Genomic DNA, 15284 nt, shown 5'->3' with positions numbered 1-15284 from the left:
CGCCGACCGCCCCACCGGGCTGTGCCGGCTGGTCCGGCTTCCCGGGCGCGCGTTGTCTCCCGCGCGCGTGCCAAGCCGCTTCGGCTCTCCCGAGGTGTGCGTTTTCCCCGTTCGCAGTGGGCGGGGAGCAGAAGAATCAGCGACTGGGGTCGAATGTCTCTGCGCTGTTCACCCATGCCTTTCGGTCGGGCTTACCGTGGGCGGTACGATCTCGGGGCGCGCGGTCGCCGACGCCCGCCCCCCCACGACGTTCCCGGCGGTTATCCACTGCCGGCCGTGCAGCCGCGCAACGTCGGAGAACGTGTTCGCATTGCGAAAGGGGTCGGCCCGCGGACCGGCCCGGAGGAGAGATTGCCTGATGGGCGTGACACGCCGCGCAAAGATTGTCTGCACACTTGGCCCCGCCGTCTCCTCGCCGGAGCGTATTCGTGGCCTTGTTGAGGCCGGAATGGATGTGGCGAGGCTCAACTTCAGCCACGGCAGCCACGCCGATCACGAGGCGGTTTGCCGGTTGGTTCGGGAGGCGGCCGAGGCGGCGGGGAGGCCGGTCGCGGTTCTCGCCGATCTCCAGGGCCCCAAGATCCGGCTGGGCCGGTTCGCCGACGGGCCGCACGAGTGGCGCACAGGTGACTCGGTGGTCATCACCAGTGACGACATTCCCGGCACCCGGGACCGGGTCGCCTGCACCTACCGGAAACTTCCCGAGGAGGTGAAGCCCGGCGACCGGCTGCTGATCGACGACGGCCGGGTCGCGGTCGAGGTCACCGACGTCACCGGCAACGACATCCGTTGCCTGGTCACCGAGGGCGGGCCGGTCTCCAACAACAAGGGCGTGTCGCTGCCGAACGTGGCGGTAAGCGTCCCCGCGCTCTCGGAGAAGGACACCGCGGACCTGCGGTTCGCCCTCGGCCTCGGCGTCGACCTGGTGGCGCTCTCCTTCGTCCGCTCCGCCGACGACATCAAGCTGGTCCACGCCATCATGGCCGAGGAGGGTGTGCACCGGCCGGTGCTGGCCAAGGTGGAGAAGCCGGAGGCAGTGGAGCAGCTCGGGGCGATCGTCCTGGCCTTCGACGGGATCATGGTGGCCCGGGGCGACCTCGGCGTGGAGATGCCGCTGGACCAGGTGCCCCTGGTCCAGAAACGCGCGGTGCAGCTCTGCCGGGAGAACGCCAAGCCGGTGATCGTCGCCACCCAGATGCTTGACTCCATGATTGAGAACTCCCGGCCCACCCGTGCCGAGGCCTCCGACGTGGCCAACGCCGTGCTGGATGGTGCGGACGCGGTGATGCTCTCCGGTGAGACCAGCGTCGGAAAGTACCCGGTGCTCACCGTGAGCACCATGGCCAAGATCGTGGCGACGACGGAGGCGGGCTCGATCTCGGTGCCTCGGCTCCAGCACGATCCGCGTACCCATGGGGGTGCGCTCACCATCGCCGCGTCGTCGATCGCCCGGGCGATCGACGCCAAGGCTCTGGTGGCGTTCTCGCAGACCGGCGACACCGTCCGGCGACTCTCCCGGCTGCACTGCGACCTGCCGTTGCTCGCGTTCACCCCGGTGCCAGAGGTGCGCGACCAGCTCGCCCTCTCCTGGGGCGTACAGACGTTCCTGATGCCCTTCGTTGAGCACACCGACGCCATGTTCCGGCAGGTTGACGAGGCGCTGCTCGGCCTCGGTCTGGCCAACCCCGGCGAGTACGTCGTGATCGTCGCCGGTAGCCCACCCGGAACCCCCGGTTCGACCAACACCCTGCGGGTGCACCAGCTCGGGTCGCTGGTCGACCTCGCCGCGGCCCGGGCGCTCCAGTGAGCGTGCGGAGCGAGCCGGGCCGGCGATTCCCGTGGTCGCGACGGGGGGTCCGGTGAGCGAGTCCGGTGCGGTGGGCGGTCAGGCCGCGGTCGATCAGCTGCTGGAGGTGCTGGACCTCAGCCCGACCGGCGAGCGAACCTTCCGGGGGATGAGTCCGCAGGTCGGTCCGCAGCGGGTGTACGGGGGGCAGGTCGCCGGTCAGGCGTTGGTCGCCGCCGGGCGGACGGTCGATCCGGAGCGTTCAGTGCACTCCCTGCACGGCTACTTCGTGCGACCGGGTGATCCGAGTGAGCCCATCGACTATCAGGTCGAGTGCGTCCGTGACGGTCGTTCCTTCTCCGTCCGCCGGTCAGTGGCGCTTCAACACGACAAACCGATCTTCTTCATGTCGGCGTCTTTCCAACGTCAGGAGGAAGGGCTGGACCACCACGCGCCTTCCCCGCCGGACGTGCCCAGCCCGGACGAGGTACCGACGATGAGAGATCGGCTCGCCCGCTACCCGGAACGGCTGGGCATCTGGGCGCTGATTCCCCGGCCGATCGATGTCCGCTACATCGGCGAGCCCGGCTGGGTGCGCCCTGGTGACCGGCCGGCCGAGCCGAACCAGCGGGTGTGGATGCGGATCGACGGCAAGCTCCCGGATGATCCGCTGCTGCACGCCTGTGCGCTGACGTACGCCTCCGACCTCACCCTGCTGGACTCGGTGCTGTCGGTGCACGGAGAGGTGTGGGGGCCCGGCGGGGTGGTGGGCGCAAGTCTCGATCACGCCCTCTGGTTCCATCGGTCGTTCCGCGCCGACGAGTGGTTCCTCTACGACTGCTGGAGCCCGTCGGCGTCCGGAGCGCGCGGGTTGGCGACCGGTCGGATGTTCACCCGGGAGGGCCGGCAGATCGCCAGTGCGGTGCAGGAGGGCTTGCTGCGTAAGGTCGGGGCCTGACGCGCTTGGTTCCCGGGGGAGGACCGACCCTTTCCACCGATTTACCGTTGGAAGGGGTCGGCCCGAACGTGCCGGCCAACAGTCATGTCCGGGCCTGTCCAGTGCAGGCGTTCCGGCTCGGTGAGGGATGGCCGGCCGGTCGCGGCCGGGCCGGCTAGCCTGTCAGCCATGCGTCTCTCCGCCCGGGTCGACTATGCCCTTCGCGCGGCCGCCGAGCTCGCCTCCGCGGCCGGCGGCGCCTCGACCGGCCGAGGGCGGGCCGTGACCGCCGAACAGATCGCCCGAGCCCAGGAGATCCCGCCGAAGTTCCTGGAGAGCATCCTGTTGCAGCTGCGTCGGGGCGGTGTGGTGCAGGCCCAGCGGGGCCCGGAGGGAGGCTACTGGCTGGCGCGGCCGGCCGGCGAGATCTCCCTCGCCGAGGTGATTCGGGTGATCGATGGTCCGCTGGCCCACGTCCGTGGGCAGCGCCCGGAGCAGCTCGGTTACCACGGTGCCGCGCGGGCCCTGCAGGATGTCTGGATCGCCCTGCGGGCAAGCGAACGCCAGATCCTTGAGCTGGTCACCGTAGCCGATGTGGCCGACGGTGCCCTTCCAGCGCAGGTTACCGACCTGGTCGCCGACCCGCGCGCCTGGACCTGAGTCGCGCCCTGGACCTGAGTCGCGCCTGGAGTCGCGCCTGGACCTGAGTCGCGCCTTGACCTGAGCCGTAACTCGCCCTTGAACATTGTTGACCCAGACCCCACTCATCCCGCATTGTCGACCAAGTCGATAGGAGATATCAGAAAACTAGGGAGGCGCGGTGCGTAAGCTGCTGGTCCTCGCGTTCGTGGGGTTGGCCGCGCAACTCGTGGACGGTGCCCTTGGCATGGCGTATGGGCTGACCTCCTCGACGCTGCTGCTACTCGCGGGGATCGCACCGGCGGCTGCCTCCGCGTCGGTGCACCTCGCCGAGGTGGGCACCACGCTCGCGGCGGGCGTGGCGCACTGGCGGTTCGGCAACGTCGACTGGCGCGTCGTTGGGCGAATCGCCGTGCCCGGTGCCTTCGGCGCGTTTGCCGGAGCGACCTTTCTGTCTGCTCTCTCCACCGCTGCCGCCGCGCCCTGGATGGCGGCAATCTTGTTCACCCTCGGTGCGTACCTGCTGGTGCGTTTCGCCCGACCGCTGCGCACCGAGCGGCGGGCCGGCCGGCTGCGCAGTCGCTTCCTTAGTCCCCTGGGGCTGGTCGCCGGGTTCGTTGATGCCACCGGCGGCGGGGGATGGGGTCCGGTGGCAACCCCCGCGTTGCTGGTCAGCGGGCGACTAGAACCTCGCAGGGTGATCGGATCGGTGGACACCGCCGAGTTTCTCGTCGCCGGTGCGGCCAGCGTCGGCTTCCTGATTGGGCTCGGTTCCGAGGGCTTTCTGCTGCCGATGGTGCTCGCGTTACTGGCCGGTGGTCTGATCGCAGCACCGGTGGCCGCCTGGCTGGTGCGCCTCGTCCCGGCCCAACTGCTCGGTGCAGCGGTCGGCGGTGTGATCGTGCTAACCAACGCTCATACGCTGATGCGCGCTCTCGATCTCGGTGCGGGGGTGCGACCTGTGGGGTATGCCCTGCTGGCGCTCGCCTGGGGGGTCGCGTTCGCGTTCGCGCTCCGGGCCTTGCTGCGCGCCCGTCGGGCCCGGACTGTCGTCGCTGCTGCCCGCAGCGCCACGCCAGCTCGGGGCGCGAGCACCGCTGAGCCGCCCGGCGGTGACGTCGCCACCGAAGCGTCCCGTGCGGGGACGGTGGCCGGTTCTGGGCCGGTCCGGTAGCGCTCGTGGGGCGAGGGAGTGAGTGAGGCACCGGACCGGCTTCGCGGAATCCGTCGACTCCGGCCCGGTGCACCACAACTTGGCAGCTCCCGACCCGTCCCGACCGGGAGCGCCAACCACCACCGGAACTAAAACTAGACGGGGTCCGCGTCCCCGGCGTGACAGCGAGGTGAAGATCCTGTTTCGGCGCACAGCCAGGGCTGTGATTCGTCTTACCCCAGGCCCCGGGCCTGCTCGAAGATCAGGCTGGTCTGGGTGTGCTGCACCGCCGGATCGACTGCCAGGTGGTCAAGCACGAAGTCCCGCAGCGCGTCCGCCGATGCCGCCCGGACGTGCAGAACGTAGTCGTCCGCACCGGCCACGTGGAACACCGCCACCATCCCCGGTAGGCGTACTGATCGGGCTCGGAAGGCGTCTACCACGACCCGGTCGTGGGCGGAGAGTCGTACCGAGATCAGCGCCTGTAACGGCAGGCCAATCGCCGCCGGATCGACCTCGGCGTGGAAGCCGCGGATCGCCCCGCATCCATGTAGCGCCCTGGTCCGCGCGAGGCAGGTCGACGGCGCCACCCCTACCCGCTCGGCGAGGGCGTTGTTGGGGAGGCGGCCGTCCGCCGCCAGCTCCGCCAGGATCGCGCGGTCGGTGTCATCAAGGCTCGCGTAGGGCGGTGCCGGATTCGGGGAAGGGGACATAGCGTCATCTTCCCGGGAATCTATGCGAGTTTCAACGCACTGCTGCCGAATTTTGTTCGAGGGGGATACTTCTGCATGGCCAAATATTCAACCTTCCCGTCGTGGCTGACCCCGAGTCGGCGCTACGGCTCCTCGGCATCCAGCCACCCGCTGGGTGGAGGAGGTCCCGAAGTAGCCTCCCGGTCTCGCTGGTCTGTCCCGGCCTTCTGCCGGTAGGGCGGCGTCGGCGCTGCCGGGGGCGAGGGTCGTGGTGCCGGGCGAGCGAGCACACCCGGCGGTGGACTGGTCCGGCTGTCGGTTGCCCGGGAAGCGGTGGCCGCGCCGACAACGGCTCCGGCCGCGGGTGGTCTTCGCCCTGAGTCGGACGGGCGTGCCGCCTGGCTGCACCATCCTGCTGCGGCTGGGGCCCGCCGGACCACCTGCTGGGCCCGCGGCCGGACGCCGCTCGCGATGCGCCAACCGTCACCCACGCGACGGTTGGTGGTGTCCCCGGTGGGATTCGAACCCACACTGTCGGAGGTTTGAGCTCCGTTTCTCTACCGGTTGGAATACGGGGACAGCGGCGCCGACAGCCTCGGTGTCGGGTCATAGAGTACCCACTACGCTAAGGGGCGCGGCACCCGGTCGGGTGTCGGTACGGACTGGTGGGAGTTGCTCGTGGCCGAGACGCAGACGGACGCCGAGCGCAGGCGGGTACTGATCGCCGAGGACGAGGCGCTCATCCGGCTGGATCTCGCCGAGATGCTCGTCGAGGAAGGCTACGAGGTCGTCGGTGAGGCCGGTGACGGCGAGACGGCCGTCCGGCTCGCCAAGGAGCTCAAGCCGGACCTGGTCATTCTCGACATCAAGATGCCCATCATGGATGGGCTGGCCGCAGCCGAGCGGATCGCCGGCGAGCGGATTGCTCCGGTCATCATCCTGACCGCCTTCAGTCAGCGGGACCTGGTGGAAAGGGCGCGGGCGGCCGGTGCGATGGCGTACCTGGTCAAGCCCTTCCAAAAGAGCGACCTGGTCCCAGCGGTGGAGATCGCGTTGTCGCGCTACTCGGAGGTCGCCGCCCTGGAGGCGGAGGTTGCTGGCCTCACCGACCGGCTGGAGGTACGTAAGGTCATCGAGCGCGCCAAGGGTGCGTTGATGACCACGTACGGGATGACCGAGCCGCAGGCATTCAAGTGGATCCAGCGCACCGCGATGGACCACCGGATGACCATGAAAGAGGTCGCCGAGCGGATTCTCCAGGAGACCGCCGGCGGCGAGGTGCCCCGTCCGGCCCAGTAGGTCCGGCATTTCCCCTTCTCTCTCCCCCCGACGGTCCCAGCGGCCAGGGCTGGCGCCGCCGTGGCGTTCGTCCGTTCGGGGTGTGCACCCCGACGTGTACCGGCGTTGTGGTTGAGCTTTCCCTCCCGCCGGGTCGATTGATGTCGGTGTTGCTGGTCGTGGCCAGTTGCGCTGGTCATCGCCGGTATGCGCGCAGCCTCGGGCCAGCTGTGAAGGATGTTTCGGGTTGGGGTCGTATCGGCGTTTGTATTCGTAACGGTTTGACAAGCGTGGCTTCGAGGGCTTCCGGGACCGTTTCTCGACCCAGTACGCTCCGCCATCACGAGCCGTAGCAGGTGTGCGGGCTCACATCGAGGTGGGGAGGCTGCCGTACCGGTGCGGCTGCCTGCCTCGGGCGTGCTCGGGCTCCTGCAACTGGAGGAGGTCTATAGCCGTGAGGCGTAAGTACGTACGGGCGCTCGGCGCCATTGGGTTGTCGGCAGCCCTCATTGCCGCCGCGGGCTGTCAGGCGGAGGAGGACGACACCGCCGGTAGCAGTGACTGCGGTGGCAAGATCGCCATCTTCGGTGCCTTCAGCGGCCCGAACTCGGGTCTGGTGATCCCGTCGCGTGACGGCGCACTGCTTGCGGTGAAGCAGCACAACGAGGCGAACCCGGACTGCGAGGTGGAGCTGCAGGAGTTCGACACCCAGGGCGACCCGACCCAGGCCACGCCGGTCGCGAACCAGGTCACCGGCGACGAGTCCTTCCTGGGCGTCATCGGTGGCGCGTTCTCCGGTGAGAGCAAGGCGACGATGGCGGTCTACGAGGCGGCCGGGATGGTGATGGTCAGCCCGTCGGCGACGGCGATCGAGCTGACCGCGGGCGGCAACAAGGTGTTCCACCGGGTGGTCGGTAACGACGCCGTCCAGGGTGCCGCCGCTGCCGTCTACCTTCGGGATGTCGTGCAGACCGAGAAGGTCTTTGTGATCAATGACGGCACCACCTACGGCGCCGGCATCGCCGACGAGCTGACCGGGGCGCTCGGTGAGTTGGCGGGCGGCACCGACCAGGTGCAGGAGAAGCAGGTCAACTTCGCCGCCACCATCTCGAAGATCAAGGCTGCCAAGCCGGACGCGATCGCCTACGGCGGCTACACGAACGAGGCGGCTCCGTTGGTGAAGCAGCTGCGGGAGGCCGGCATCACGACGCCCTTCCTCGGCTTCGATGGTCTCTACGACCCGTCCTTCCCGAAGGGTGCCGGGGCCAGCGCCGAGGGTTTGATCGTGACCTGCCTGTGCCTGCCGTCGGAGAAGGCCGGTGGCACCTTCGCGGCCGACTTCGAAGCGGAGTACGGCGGTCCTCCGGGTTCCTTCGGTGCCGAGGGTTTCGACGCCGCGAACGTGTTGATCGAGGGCCTGGCCGAGGGCAACACCACGCGTGCGGATCTGCTGGCATGGGTCGACTCGTACGACAAGGAGGGGGTCTCGAAGTCCCTCAAGTTCGCCGACAACGGTGACGTGGACGAGTCCCGGGTGGTGATCTGGGCCTACGAGATCAAGGGCGGTGAGATCACGGCCCAGCAGGAGATCAAGCTCAGCTGAGCCAGGATGACCGTTGCGCGGCCGGGGCTTTCCCCGGCCGCGCAACGGTGCCAAAGGGGAGAAACCCGTGAATTTCGATGCCTTATTCGGCGACCTAGCCCAGCACACTGTTGATGGCTTGTCCAAGGGGGCGATCTATGCCCTCGTCGCCCTGGGGTACACGCTCGTATATGGTGTGCTCCGTCTGATCAACTTCGCGCACTCTGAGATCTTCATGGTGGGCACCTTCGCGATCCTCGGTACCTGGTCGTTGCTCGGGGTGGCCGACAACCCGCCGATCGGGATGGCGATCGTCTACCTGCTCATCGGTCTGGTGGTCGGTGCGCTGGCCTCGGGTGCCACCGCGCTCACCGTCGAACGGGTCGCCTACCGGCGACTACGCCGGATGAACGCGCCGCCGTTGATCTTCCTGATCACCGCCATCGGGCTCTCGCTCGTCCTGGTGGAGATCTTCGCGCTGTGGATGGCAGGGTTCTTCTCGGGGCGCGGATTCACCGAGAACCGACTCGTGATCGGGATTCCGCCGCTGCTGAAGCAGGAGACAGTGCTCTCGGTGGCGGGCGCCGACATCACCAACGTGCAGATCATCATGGTGGTCTCCGCCCTCGCGATGCTCTACGGGTTGGACCAGTTCATCAACCGGACGCGGTACGGCCGTGGCGTGCGGGCCGTGGCACAGAGCCCAGACACCGCCGCGCTGATGGGGGTGCACCAGGACCGAGTGATCATGCTGGTCTTCGTCCTGGGTGGTTTGATGGCGGGCGCTGCGGCCCTGTTGTGGAACATGCGGTACGGGATCACCAAGTTCGACATCGGCTTCGTGGTCGGGCTGAAGGCGTTCACCGCGGCGGTGCTCGGTGGTATCGGTAACCTCCGCGGCGCGCTGCTCGGTGGCCTACTACTCGGGGTCATCGAGGTGTACGCGGCGACGTTGACCCGATCCACCTGGGAGGATGTGGCCGCCTTTGTGGTGCTCGTGGTGGTGCTGATCTTCCGCCCGACCGGCCTGCTCGGTGAGTCTCTCGGAAAGGCGAGGGCATGACAGAGGCACTACGAAAATTCAACGAGCGGCGCCGACACGTTCTGGGTGGTATCGGGGACCGGTGGCGGGCGTTGCCTCGTTGGCAGCGTTGGCTGACCCTGTTCGCGGGCGTTGCCTTCCTCTACTACCTGCCGTTCCTCGGCGACATCCCGGGGACGAACCTGATCATCCCGGGGCTGGACTGGTTCCGGACCGACTCCATCGCCGGCGGCGCCAACTGGGCTGGGGTGCTCTTCGTCTGCGCCCTGTACGTCCTGGTGGCTATCGGGCTCAACGTCGTGATCGGGCTGGCTGGTCTGCTCGACCTCGGCTACGTTGGCTTCTACGCGGTGGGCGCCTACAGCGTGGCGCTGTTCGGGTCGGCCGAGTCGCCGGTTGTGGGGGCGTTGCAGGAGCAGTTCGGCCTCTCCTCGGACTGGGCGATCGCGTGGGCGATCTGTATCCCGATCGCGTTGGCCTTCTCGTTGGTCGCGGGAGTTCTGCTCGGCTGGCCGACGCTGCGGCTTCGGGGTGACTACCTGGCCATCGTGACGTTGGGCTTCGGCGAGATCATTCGGATCGTCGCGAAGAACTCGGGGTGGGCCGGCGAGGCGCAGGGCGTGCCCGGCATTCCCGGCCCGGAGGGCCCACCGTCGCCCGACAACAAGGTCTTCGGACTGCTCGACATCAAGCCCTGGTACTGGCTGGCGTTGAGCGTGGTCCTGGTGATGGTCCTGCTGGTCCGGCGGCTGGAGCACAGCCGGGTGGGGCGGTCGTGGCTGGCCATCCGGGAGGACGAGGACGCCGCCGCGGTGATGGGCGTCTACCCGTTCAAGTTCAAGCTGTGGGCGTTCGCCATCGGTGCCGCCCTGGGTGGCTTCTCCGGTCTGCTCTTCGCCAGCCGGTCGGCCTTCATCCAGCCCGAGACCTTCAACGTCCAGCTCTCCATCCTGTTCGTCGCGATGGTGGTGGTCGGTGGCTCCGGCAACATGGCGGGTGTCGCGGTCGGCGCCTTCCTGCTCGCGTACCTGCCGGAGCGGTTCCGCGACTTCTCGGAGTACCGGGTCCTCGCCTTCGGCCTAGCATTGGTACTCATCATGCTGCTGCGCCCGCAGGGTCTGTTGCCGAGTCGGCGACGAACGCGCGAGTTGCAGGAAAGGGCGAAGGAGCCGGCAAATGTTGCCTAAGCAGAAGACATCGCCCGAGGACGCCGCCAAGCCCGAGGTGCTGCTTGAGGTAGACGGGGTCACGCTCCGCTTTGGCGGTGTGGTGGCGCTGGACGATCTGAGTTTCAACCTGTACAAGGGTGAGATCCTCGGGCTCATCGGTCCGAACGGGGCCGGCAAGACCACCTGCTTCAACGCGATGACCGGGGTCTACCGGCCGACCTCTGGTGCGGTCCGGTTCGACGGACAGCAGGTCAGCGGACGGAAGCCGCACCGGATCAACCAGATGGGAATCGCCCGGACGTTCCAGAACATTCGGCTCTTCCCGGAGATGACCGCGTTGGAGAACGTGCTGGTTGGTGCGGACTCCCAGCATCGCACCAGTGTGGTCGGTGCGCTGTTCCGGCTGTACCGGGTCAAGCCGAAGCCGGAGGAGTTGCCGACGGTCGATTCGGCCAACGGTCTGGTGCGGCTCTGGCAGCAGGTTCGCCGCTCCTCGGCCCAGGTGTTCGGCATCTCGCGGCACACGCTCGAGGAGCGTGCCGGCGAGCGTAAGGCGTACGAACTGCTGCACTTCGTCGGCATTGACGACCGCGCCAATGACCTGGCCCGCAACCTCCCGTACGGCTACCAACGCCGGTTGGAGATCGCGCGGGCGCTGGCCACCGAGCCGAAGTTGCTCTGCCTGGACGAGCCGGCGGCCGGCTTCAACCCGGCGGAGAAGGAGGAACTCCTCGAACTGATCCGCAAGATCCGGGATCGCGGTTTCACGGTGTTGCTCATCGAGCACGACATGCGCCTCGTCATGGGGGTCACCGACCGGATCGTGGTGCTGGAGTTCGGTAAGAAGATCGCCGAGGGGGTGCCCGCCGAGGTGCGGGACGACCCGAAGGTGATCGCGGCGTACCTGGGGGAGCCCGCAGATGCTGCTTGAGATTGACGATCTGACCCTCCGGTACGGCCGGATCGAGGCGCTGCACGGGATCAGCCTGCACGTGAACGAGGGTGAGGTGGTAGCCCTCATCGGCGCGAACGGCGCGGGTAAGACCACCACCATGCGGGCGATCTCCGGACTCCGGCCGGTGAGCCGGGGAGCGATCCGGTTCAACGGGGAGGACGTAACCAACCTCCGAGCCGACCTGCGGGTACGGCGGGGCATCTGCCAGGCGCCCGAGGGGCGGGGCATCTTCCCGGGTATGACGGTCCTGGACAACCTCGACATGGGGGCGTACACCCGTCGGGACAGTGCGGGGATCGCCGCCGACCTGGGGCGGGTGTTCGAGCTGTTTCCGCGGCTGGCGGAGCGGCGTCGTCAGCTGGGGGGAACGCTCTCCGGTGGCGAACAGCAGATGCTCGCGGTCGGGCGGGCGTTGATGGCTCGGCCGAAGCTGCTGCTGTTGGATGAGCCGTCGATGGGGCTCGCCCCGATGATCATTCAGCAGATCTTCGACATCATCGTGGAGATCAACCAGCAGGGCACCACGGTCCTCCTGGTGGAGCAGAACGCCCAGCAGGCGCTTTCCCGGGCGCACCGGGGGTACGTGTTGGAGACCGGCCGGATCGTCAAGGAGGGGTCCGGCCAGGACCTGCTGCACGACCCATCGGTCAAGGAGGCGTATCTGGGCGTCGCCTGATCGGCGGCGCTGCCCACGCGGCCGGTCGTCCCACACCGGGACGGCCGGCCGCCGCTCGCCGCGCCGGGTCCGGATCATTTCCACGTAGCGGATGGTCGGCCCGGCGTGACTTTCCGCGCCGGCGCCGCGGTGCCGCCGCCCAGCCCTGTCGGCGGCACGGACTAGAGTCGCCACCGTGACAGCCACGAAGCCGCGCCTGCTCCTCGTTGACGGACACTCCCTGGCCTACCGGGCGTTCTTCGCCCTGCCGGTCGAGAACTTCTCCACCACGACGGGGCAACCAACCAACGCGGTCTACGGCTTCACCTCCATGTTGATCAATGTTCTTCGGGATGAGCAGCCGACGCACATCGCCGTGGCCTTCGACGTCTCCCGGCACTCCTTCCGCACCGAGAGGTACGCGGCGTACAAAGCGGGCCGCAGTGAGACCCCGACCGACTTCAAGGGCCAGGTCAGCCTGGTCAAGGAGATCCTGGCGGCGTTGCGCGTCCCGGCGGTGGAGATGGCGGGCTACGAGGCGGACGACGTGATCGCCACGCTCACCCGGCAGGCCCGCGAGCAGGGAATGTCGGTGCTGATCACGACCGGAGACCGGGATGCCTTCCAACTCGTTGACGACGACGTCACGGTGCTCTACCCCCGCAAGGGCGTCTCCGACCTGGCCCGGATGGACCCGGCTGCGGTGACGGCGAAGTACGGGGTACCCCCGCAGCACTATCGGGACCTCGCCGCGTTGGTCGGCGAGACCAGCGACAACCTGCCCGGCGTCCCGGGCGTCGGCCCGAAGACCGCCGCCAAGTGGATCACCGCCTACGGTGGGGTCGAGGGTGTCGTCGCCCGGGCCGACGAGATCAAGGGCAAGGCCGGGGCGAATCTGCGCGAGCGACTCGCCGACGTGATCCGTAATCACGAGCTCAACTGCCTGGTCACCGACCTGGATCTGCCCCTGCCGCTGGCGGAGACCCGCTGGGCTGGCTGGGACCGGGAGGCGGTGCACCAGGTTTTCGACACTCTGGAGTTCCGCATCCTTCGGGATCGGCTCTACCAGTACCTGGACGCGGTTGAGCCGGAAGCCGAGGCGGGCTTTGACCTGGCGGGTGAGCTCCTCGTCGAGTCGGGGGCGCTCGCGGCCTGGCTGGGGGCGCACGCGGCACCGAACACGCCGGTCGGCCTCGCCGTCACGCTCGACACCGGGCCCAACCGGCGGCACCTCGCCGACGTGACGGGCATGGCGTTGGCGACCGCCGCCGGTGCCGGGGCCTGGTTCGACCCCAGCCGACTCGACGCCGCCGACGACGCCGCCCTGGCCGGGTGGCTGGCCGATGTGAGCCGACCGAAGGTGCTGCACGACAGCAAGCCGGCGGTGCTCGCGTTCGCCGCCCGCGGGTGGCCGATCCGGGGCATCACCAGAGACACGCAGATCGCCGCCTACCTGGCCCGGCCCGACCAGCGCTCCTACGACCTGACTGACCTGGCCCTGCGGTATCTGCACCGGGAGCTGCGGGTTGACCTGCCGGAGAGCGGCCAGCTCACCCTCGACGGCCTGGGTGACGACGGCGCGGCCGAGCAGAACCTGATGCTGCGAGCTCGGGCCACTCTCGACCTCGCCGACGCGATCGACGCGGAGTTGTCGCGGGACGGTGAGCAGTCGGCGCGGCTGATGGCTGAGGTGGAGCTGCCGCTGATGCGGGTGCTCGCCGGCATGGAGCGCACCGGCATCGCCGCCGACACGCAATACCTGTCCGAGCTGGAGGCGCACTTCGCCGCAGAGGTGAAGGCCGCCGCGCAGGGTGCGTACGAGGCGGTCGGGCGGGAGTTCAACCTGGGCTCCCCGAAGCAGTTGCAGGAGATCCTCTTCGGCGAGCTGGGGCTACCCAAGACCAAGCGGATCAAGACCGGTTACACCACCGACGCGGATGCCCTGCAGTGGCTACACGGGCAGAACCCGCACCCGGTGCTCGGTCACCTACTGCGCCACCGGGACGTGGCGAAGCTGAAGACCACGGTTGACGGGCTGCTCAAGTCGGTCTCCGACGATGGTCGGATCCATACCACCTTCAACCAGACCGTGGCGGCCACCGGTCGGCTCTCCTCCACCGAGCCGAACCTGCAGAACATTCCGATCCGTACCGAGGAGGGGCGGCGGATCCGTCGGGCCTTCGTGGTCGGCGCCGGGTATGAAAGCCTGCTCACCGCCGACTACAGCCAGATCGAGATGCGGATCATGGCCCACCTCTCGGCGGACGAGGCCCTGATCGACGCCTTCAACTCGGGCCGCGACTTCCATGCCGCCACCGCCTCGTCGGTCTTCCAGGTGCCGGTGGAGACGGTCACCCCCGACCAGCGGCGCAAGATCAAGGCGATGAACTACGGCTTGGCCTACGGGCTGAGCGCGTTCGGTCTCTCCCAGCAGCTCGGGGTCTCCGCCGAGGAGGCACGCGCGCTGATGGAGACCTACTTCACCGGTTTCGGTGGGGTGCGCGACTACCTGCAGGAGGTGGTGGCCCGGGCCCGGCGCGACGGCTACACCGAGAGCGTCCTCGGGCGTCGCCGCTACCTGCCCGACCTGGTCAGCGACAACCGGCAGCGGCGGGAGATGGCCGAGCGGATGGCGCTGAACGCTCCGATCCAGGGCTCTGCCGCGGACATCATCAAGGTGGCGATGATGAACGTGGACGCGGCGGTCCGGGACGCCGGGCTGCGTTCCCGGATGCTGCTCCAGGTGCACGACGAACTGGTCTTCGAGGTGGCCCCCGGGGAGCGGGAGGTACTGGAGACGCTGGTCCGGCGGGAGATGGGCGGTGCGTATCCGCTGTCCGTGCCGCTGGAGGTGTCGGTCGGCGACGGGCGGGACTGGAACAGCGCCGACCACTGACCGCCCCGCTACCGGCCGGGCCCCCGGCGTTCCTTGGGCGGGGCACCGTGCCGTCGGAGCGCCTTGCGGGACGGGCCCCCCGGTGGCGGCAGCGGGCCCTTGGCCGGGTCGTGTCCCCAGTTCATCAGGGAGTACCGCCATCGGGTGTCCCGAACGTCGCCACTGGGCCGTTGCGCCATATGTCGGCGGACATAGCCGACAACTTTTCGCATGTGCCGGTAGTCGTCCTCGGAGAGATCGCCCCGTCGACGCCCGAGCAGGTCGAGGATTCGTCGGCCGGAGCGGTGACCGACCGTCTCGCCGCCCTGGTCGCCCCGTCTTCGCCAGCCGACCTGCTTGGACTTCTCGGTCTCCAGCCACTTCGACAGTTCACCGGGACGCATGTTCACCGCCGCGGTGAACTCCCGGTACGTCTGCTGCGGGTCGTTGCGACGGCTCACGGCGGAGCACCTCCCATCCGGTCCGACTTGGCGTACCCGGGTCGGAACCGCGGAAACGGC

Annotated in this window: 14 protein-coding genes and 1 tRNA gene; 11 read left to right on the top strand and 4 right to left on the bottom strand. The window is 68.5% G+C overall.

Features of this window, described 5'->3' with window-relative positions:
• The first annotated feature begins 358 nt into the window (after positions 1-358).
• Entirely contained in the window at positions 359-1807 is a 1449-nt protein-coding gene (gene pyk / locus T398_RS06665; RefSeq protein WP_496445487.1) for a pyruvate kinase, read from the top strand.
• 52 nt (positions 1808-1859) lie between these two features.
• Positions 1860-2744, top strand: coding sequence for an acyl-CoA thioesterase (locus T398_RS06660; RefSeq protein WP_496445486.1), 885 nt, complete (start codon positions 1860-1862; stop codon positions 2742-2744).
• Between the two features lie 41 nt (positions 2745-2785).
• On the opposite strand, the gene T398_RS06655 is transcribed toward T398_RS06660, so the two are convergent.
• Complete coding sequence (locus T398_RS06655; RefSeq protein WP_496445485.1) at positions 2786-2914, bottom strand: hypothetical protein; 129 nt, start codon at positions 2912-2914, stop codon at positions 2786-2788.
• Here T398_RS06655 and T398_RS06650 point away from each other — a divergent pair.
• Complete coding sequence (locus T398_RS06650; RefSeq protein WP_496445484.1) at positions 2913-3383, top strand: RrF2 family transcriptional regulator; 471 nt, start codon at positions 2913-2915, stop codon at positions 3381-3383. The two genes, T398_RS06655 and T398_RS06650, sit on opposite strands and share 2 nt — an antisense overlap.
• Positions 3384-3543: 160 nt before the next feature.
• Positions 3544-4536, top strand: coding sequence for a sulfite exporter TauE/SafE family protein (locus T398_RS06645; protein ID WP_496445483.1), 993 nt, complete (start codon positions 3544-3546; stop codon positions 4534-4536).
• Between the two features lie 212 nt (positions 4537-4748).
• Here T398_RS06645 and T398_RS06640 read toward each other — a convergent pair whose 3' ends face one another.
• Positions 4749-5228 carry an Lrp/AsnC family transcriptional regulator gene (locus T398_RS06640; protein ID WP_496445482.1) on the bottom strand — a complete coding sequence of 160 codons (480 nt, stop codon included), beginning with the start codon at positions 5226-5228 and terminating at the stop codon, positions 4749-4751.
• Positions 5229-5709: 481 nt separating this feature from the next.
• A tRNA-Leu gene (locus tag T398_RS06635) sits at positions 5710-5786 on the bottom strand.
• 99 nt (positions 5787-5885) lie between these two features.
• Between T398_RS06635 and T398_RS06630 the strand changes: the two genes are divergently transcribed.
• The 7 genes from T398_RS06630 to polA all read left to right on the top strand — a co-directional run bounded on the left by T398_RS06630 (position 5886) and on the right by polA (position 14784).
• Positions 5886-6506, top strand: a complete 621-nt coding sequence (locus T398_RS06630) for an ANTAR domain-containing response regulator (RefSeq protein ID WP_018727275.1) — start codon at positions 5886-5888, stop codon at positions 6504-6506.
• Positions 6507-6939: 433 nt separating this feature from the next.
• Positions 6940-8088, top strand: a complete 1149-nt coding sequence (locus tag T398_RS06625; RefSeq protein WP_496445481.1) for a branched-chain amino acid ABC transporter substrate-binding protein — start codon at positions 6940-6942, stop codon at positions 8086-8088.
• A 67-nt stretch (positions 8089-8155) separates the two neighbouring features.
• Positions 8156-9130, top strand: coding sequence for a branched-chain amino acid ABC transporter permease (locus T398_RS06620; protein ID WP_018251615.1), 975 nt, complete (start codon positions 8156-8158; stop codon positions 9128-9130).
• Positions 9127-10296, top strand: coding sequence for a branched-chain amino acid ABC transporter permease (locus tag T398_RS06615; protein WP_496445480.1), 1170 nt, complete (start codon positions 9127-9129; stop codon positions 10294-10296). The genes T398_RS06620 and T398_RS06615 overlap by 4 nt, the downstream gene beginning before the upstream one ends.
• Positions 10286-11209: an ABC transporter ATP-binding protein gene (locus T398_RS06610; RefSeq protein ID WP_496445479.1), complete on the top strand. Its 924-nt coding sequence runs from the start codon at positions 10286-10288 to the stop codon at positions 11207-11209. The genes T398_RS06615 and T398_RS06610 overlap by 11 nt, the downstream gene beginning before the upstream one ends.
• Positions 11199-11909: an ABC transporter ATP-binding protein gene (locus T398_RS06605; protein ID WP_496445478.1), complete on the top strand. Its 711-nt coding sequence runs from the start codon at positions 11199-11201 to the stop codon at positions 11907-11909. Before T398_RS06610 ends, T398_RS06605 begins: the two co-directional genes overlap by 11 nt.
• A gap of 175 nt (positions 11910-12084) precedes the next feature.
• Positions 12085-14784 carry a DNA polymerase I gene (gene polA, locus T398_RS06600; RefSeq protein ID WP_496445477.1) on the top strand — a complete coding sequence of 900 codons (2700 nt, stop codon included), beginning with the start codon at positions 12085-12087 and terminating at the stop codon, positions 14782-14784.
• A gap of 8 nt (positions 14785-14792) precedes the next feature.
• Here polA and T398_RS06595 read toward each other — a convergent pair whose 3' ends face one another.
• Positions 14793-15224 carry a DUF3140 domain-containing protein gene (locus tag T398_RS06595; protein ID WP_496445476.1) on the bottom strand — a complete coding sequence of 144 codons (432 nt, stop codon included), beginning with the start codon at positions 15222-15224 and terminating at the stop codon, positions 14793-14795.
• Positions 15225-15284: the final 60 nt, after the last annotated feature.

It is taken from the genome of Salinispora goodfellowii (assembly GCF_059570675.1).
Note: the sequence above shows the minus strand (reverse complement) of the source record. Positions and strands in the feature narration are given on the sequence as shown.

Excerpts from the sequence above, each read along its gene's own strand:
- T398_RS06615 (WP_496445480.1), top strand. The coding sequence starts at position 9,127 with ATGACAGAGGCACTACGAAAATTCAACGAGCGGCGCCGACACGTTCTG.
- T398_RS06640 (WP_496445482.1), bottom strand. The coding sequence starts at position 5,228 with ATGTCCCCTTCCCCGAATCCGGCACCGCCCTACGCGAGCCTTGATGAC.
- pyk (WP_496445487.1), top strand. The coding sequence starts at position 359 with ATGGGCGTGACACGCCGCGCAAAGATTGTCTGCACACTTGGCCCCGCC.
- T398_RS06610 (WP_496445479.1), top strand. The coding sequence starts at position 10,286 with ATGTTGCCTAAGCAGAAGACATCGCCCGAGGACGCCGCCAAGCCCGAG.
- T398_RS06655 (WP_496445485.1), bottom strand. The coding sequence starts at position 2,914 with ATGGCTGACAGGCTAGCCGGCCCGGCCGCGACCGGCCGGCCATCCCTC.
- T398_RS06650 (WP_496445484.1), top strand. The coding sequence starts at position 2,913 with ATGCGTCTCTCCGCCCGGGTCGACTATGCCCTTCGCGCGGCCGCCGAG.
- T398_RS06605 (WP_496445478.1), top strand. The coding sequence starts at position 11,199 with ATGCTGCTTGAGATTGACGATCTGACCCTCCGGTACGGCCGGATCGAG.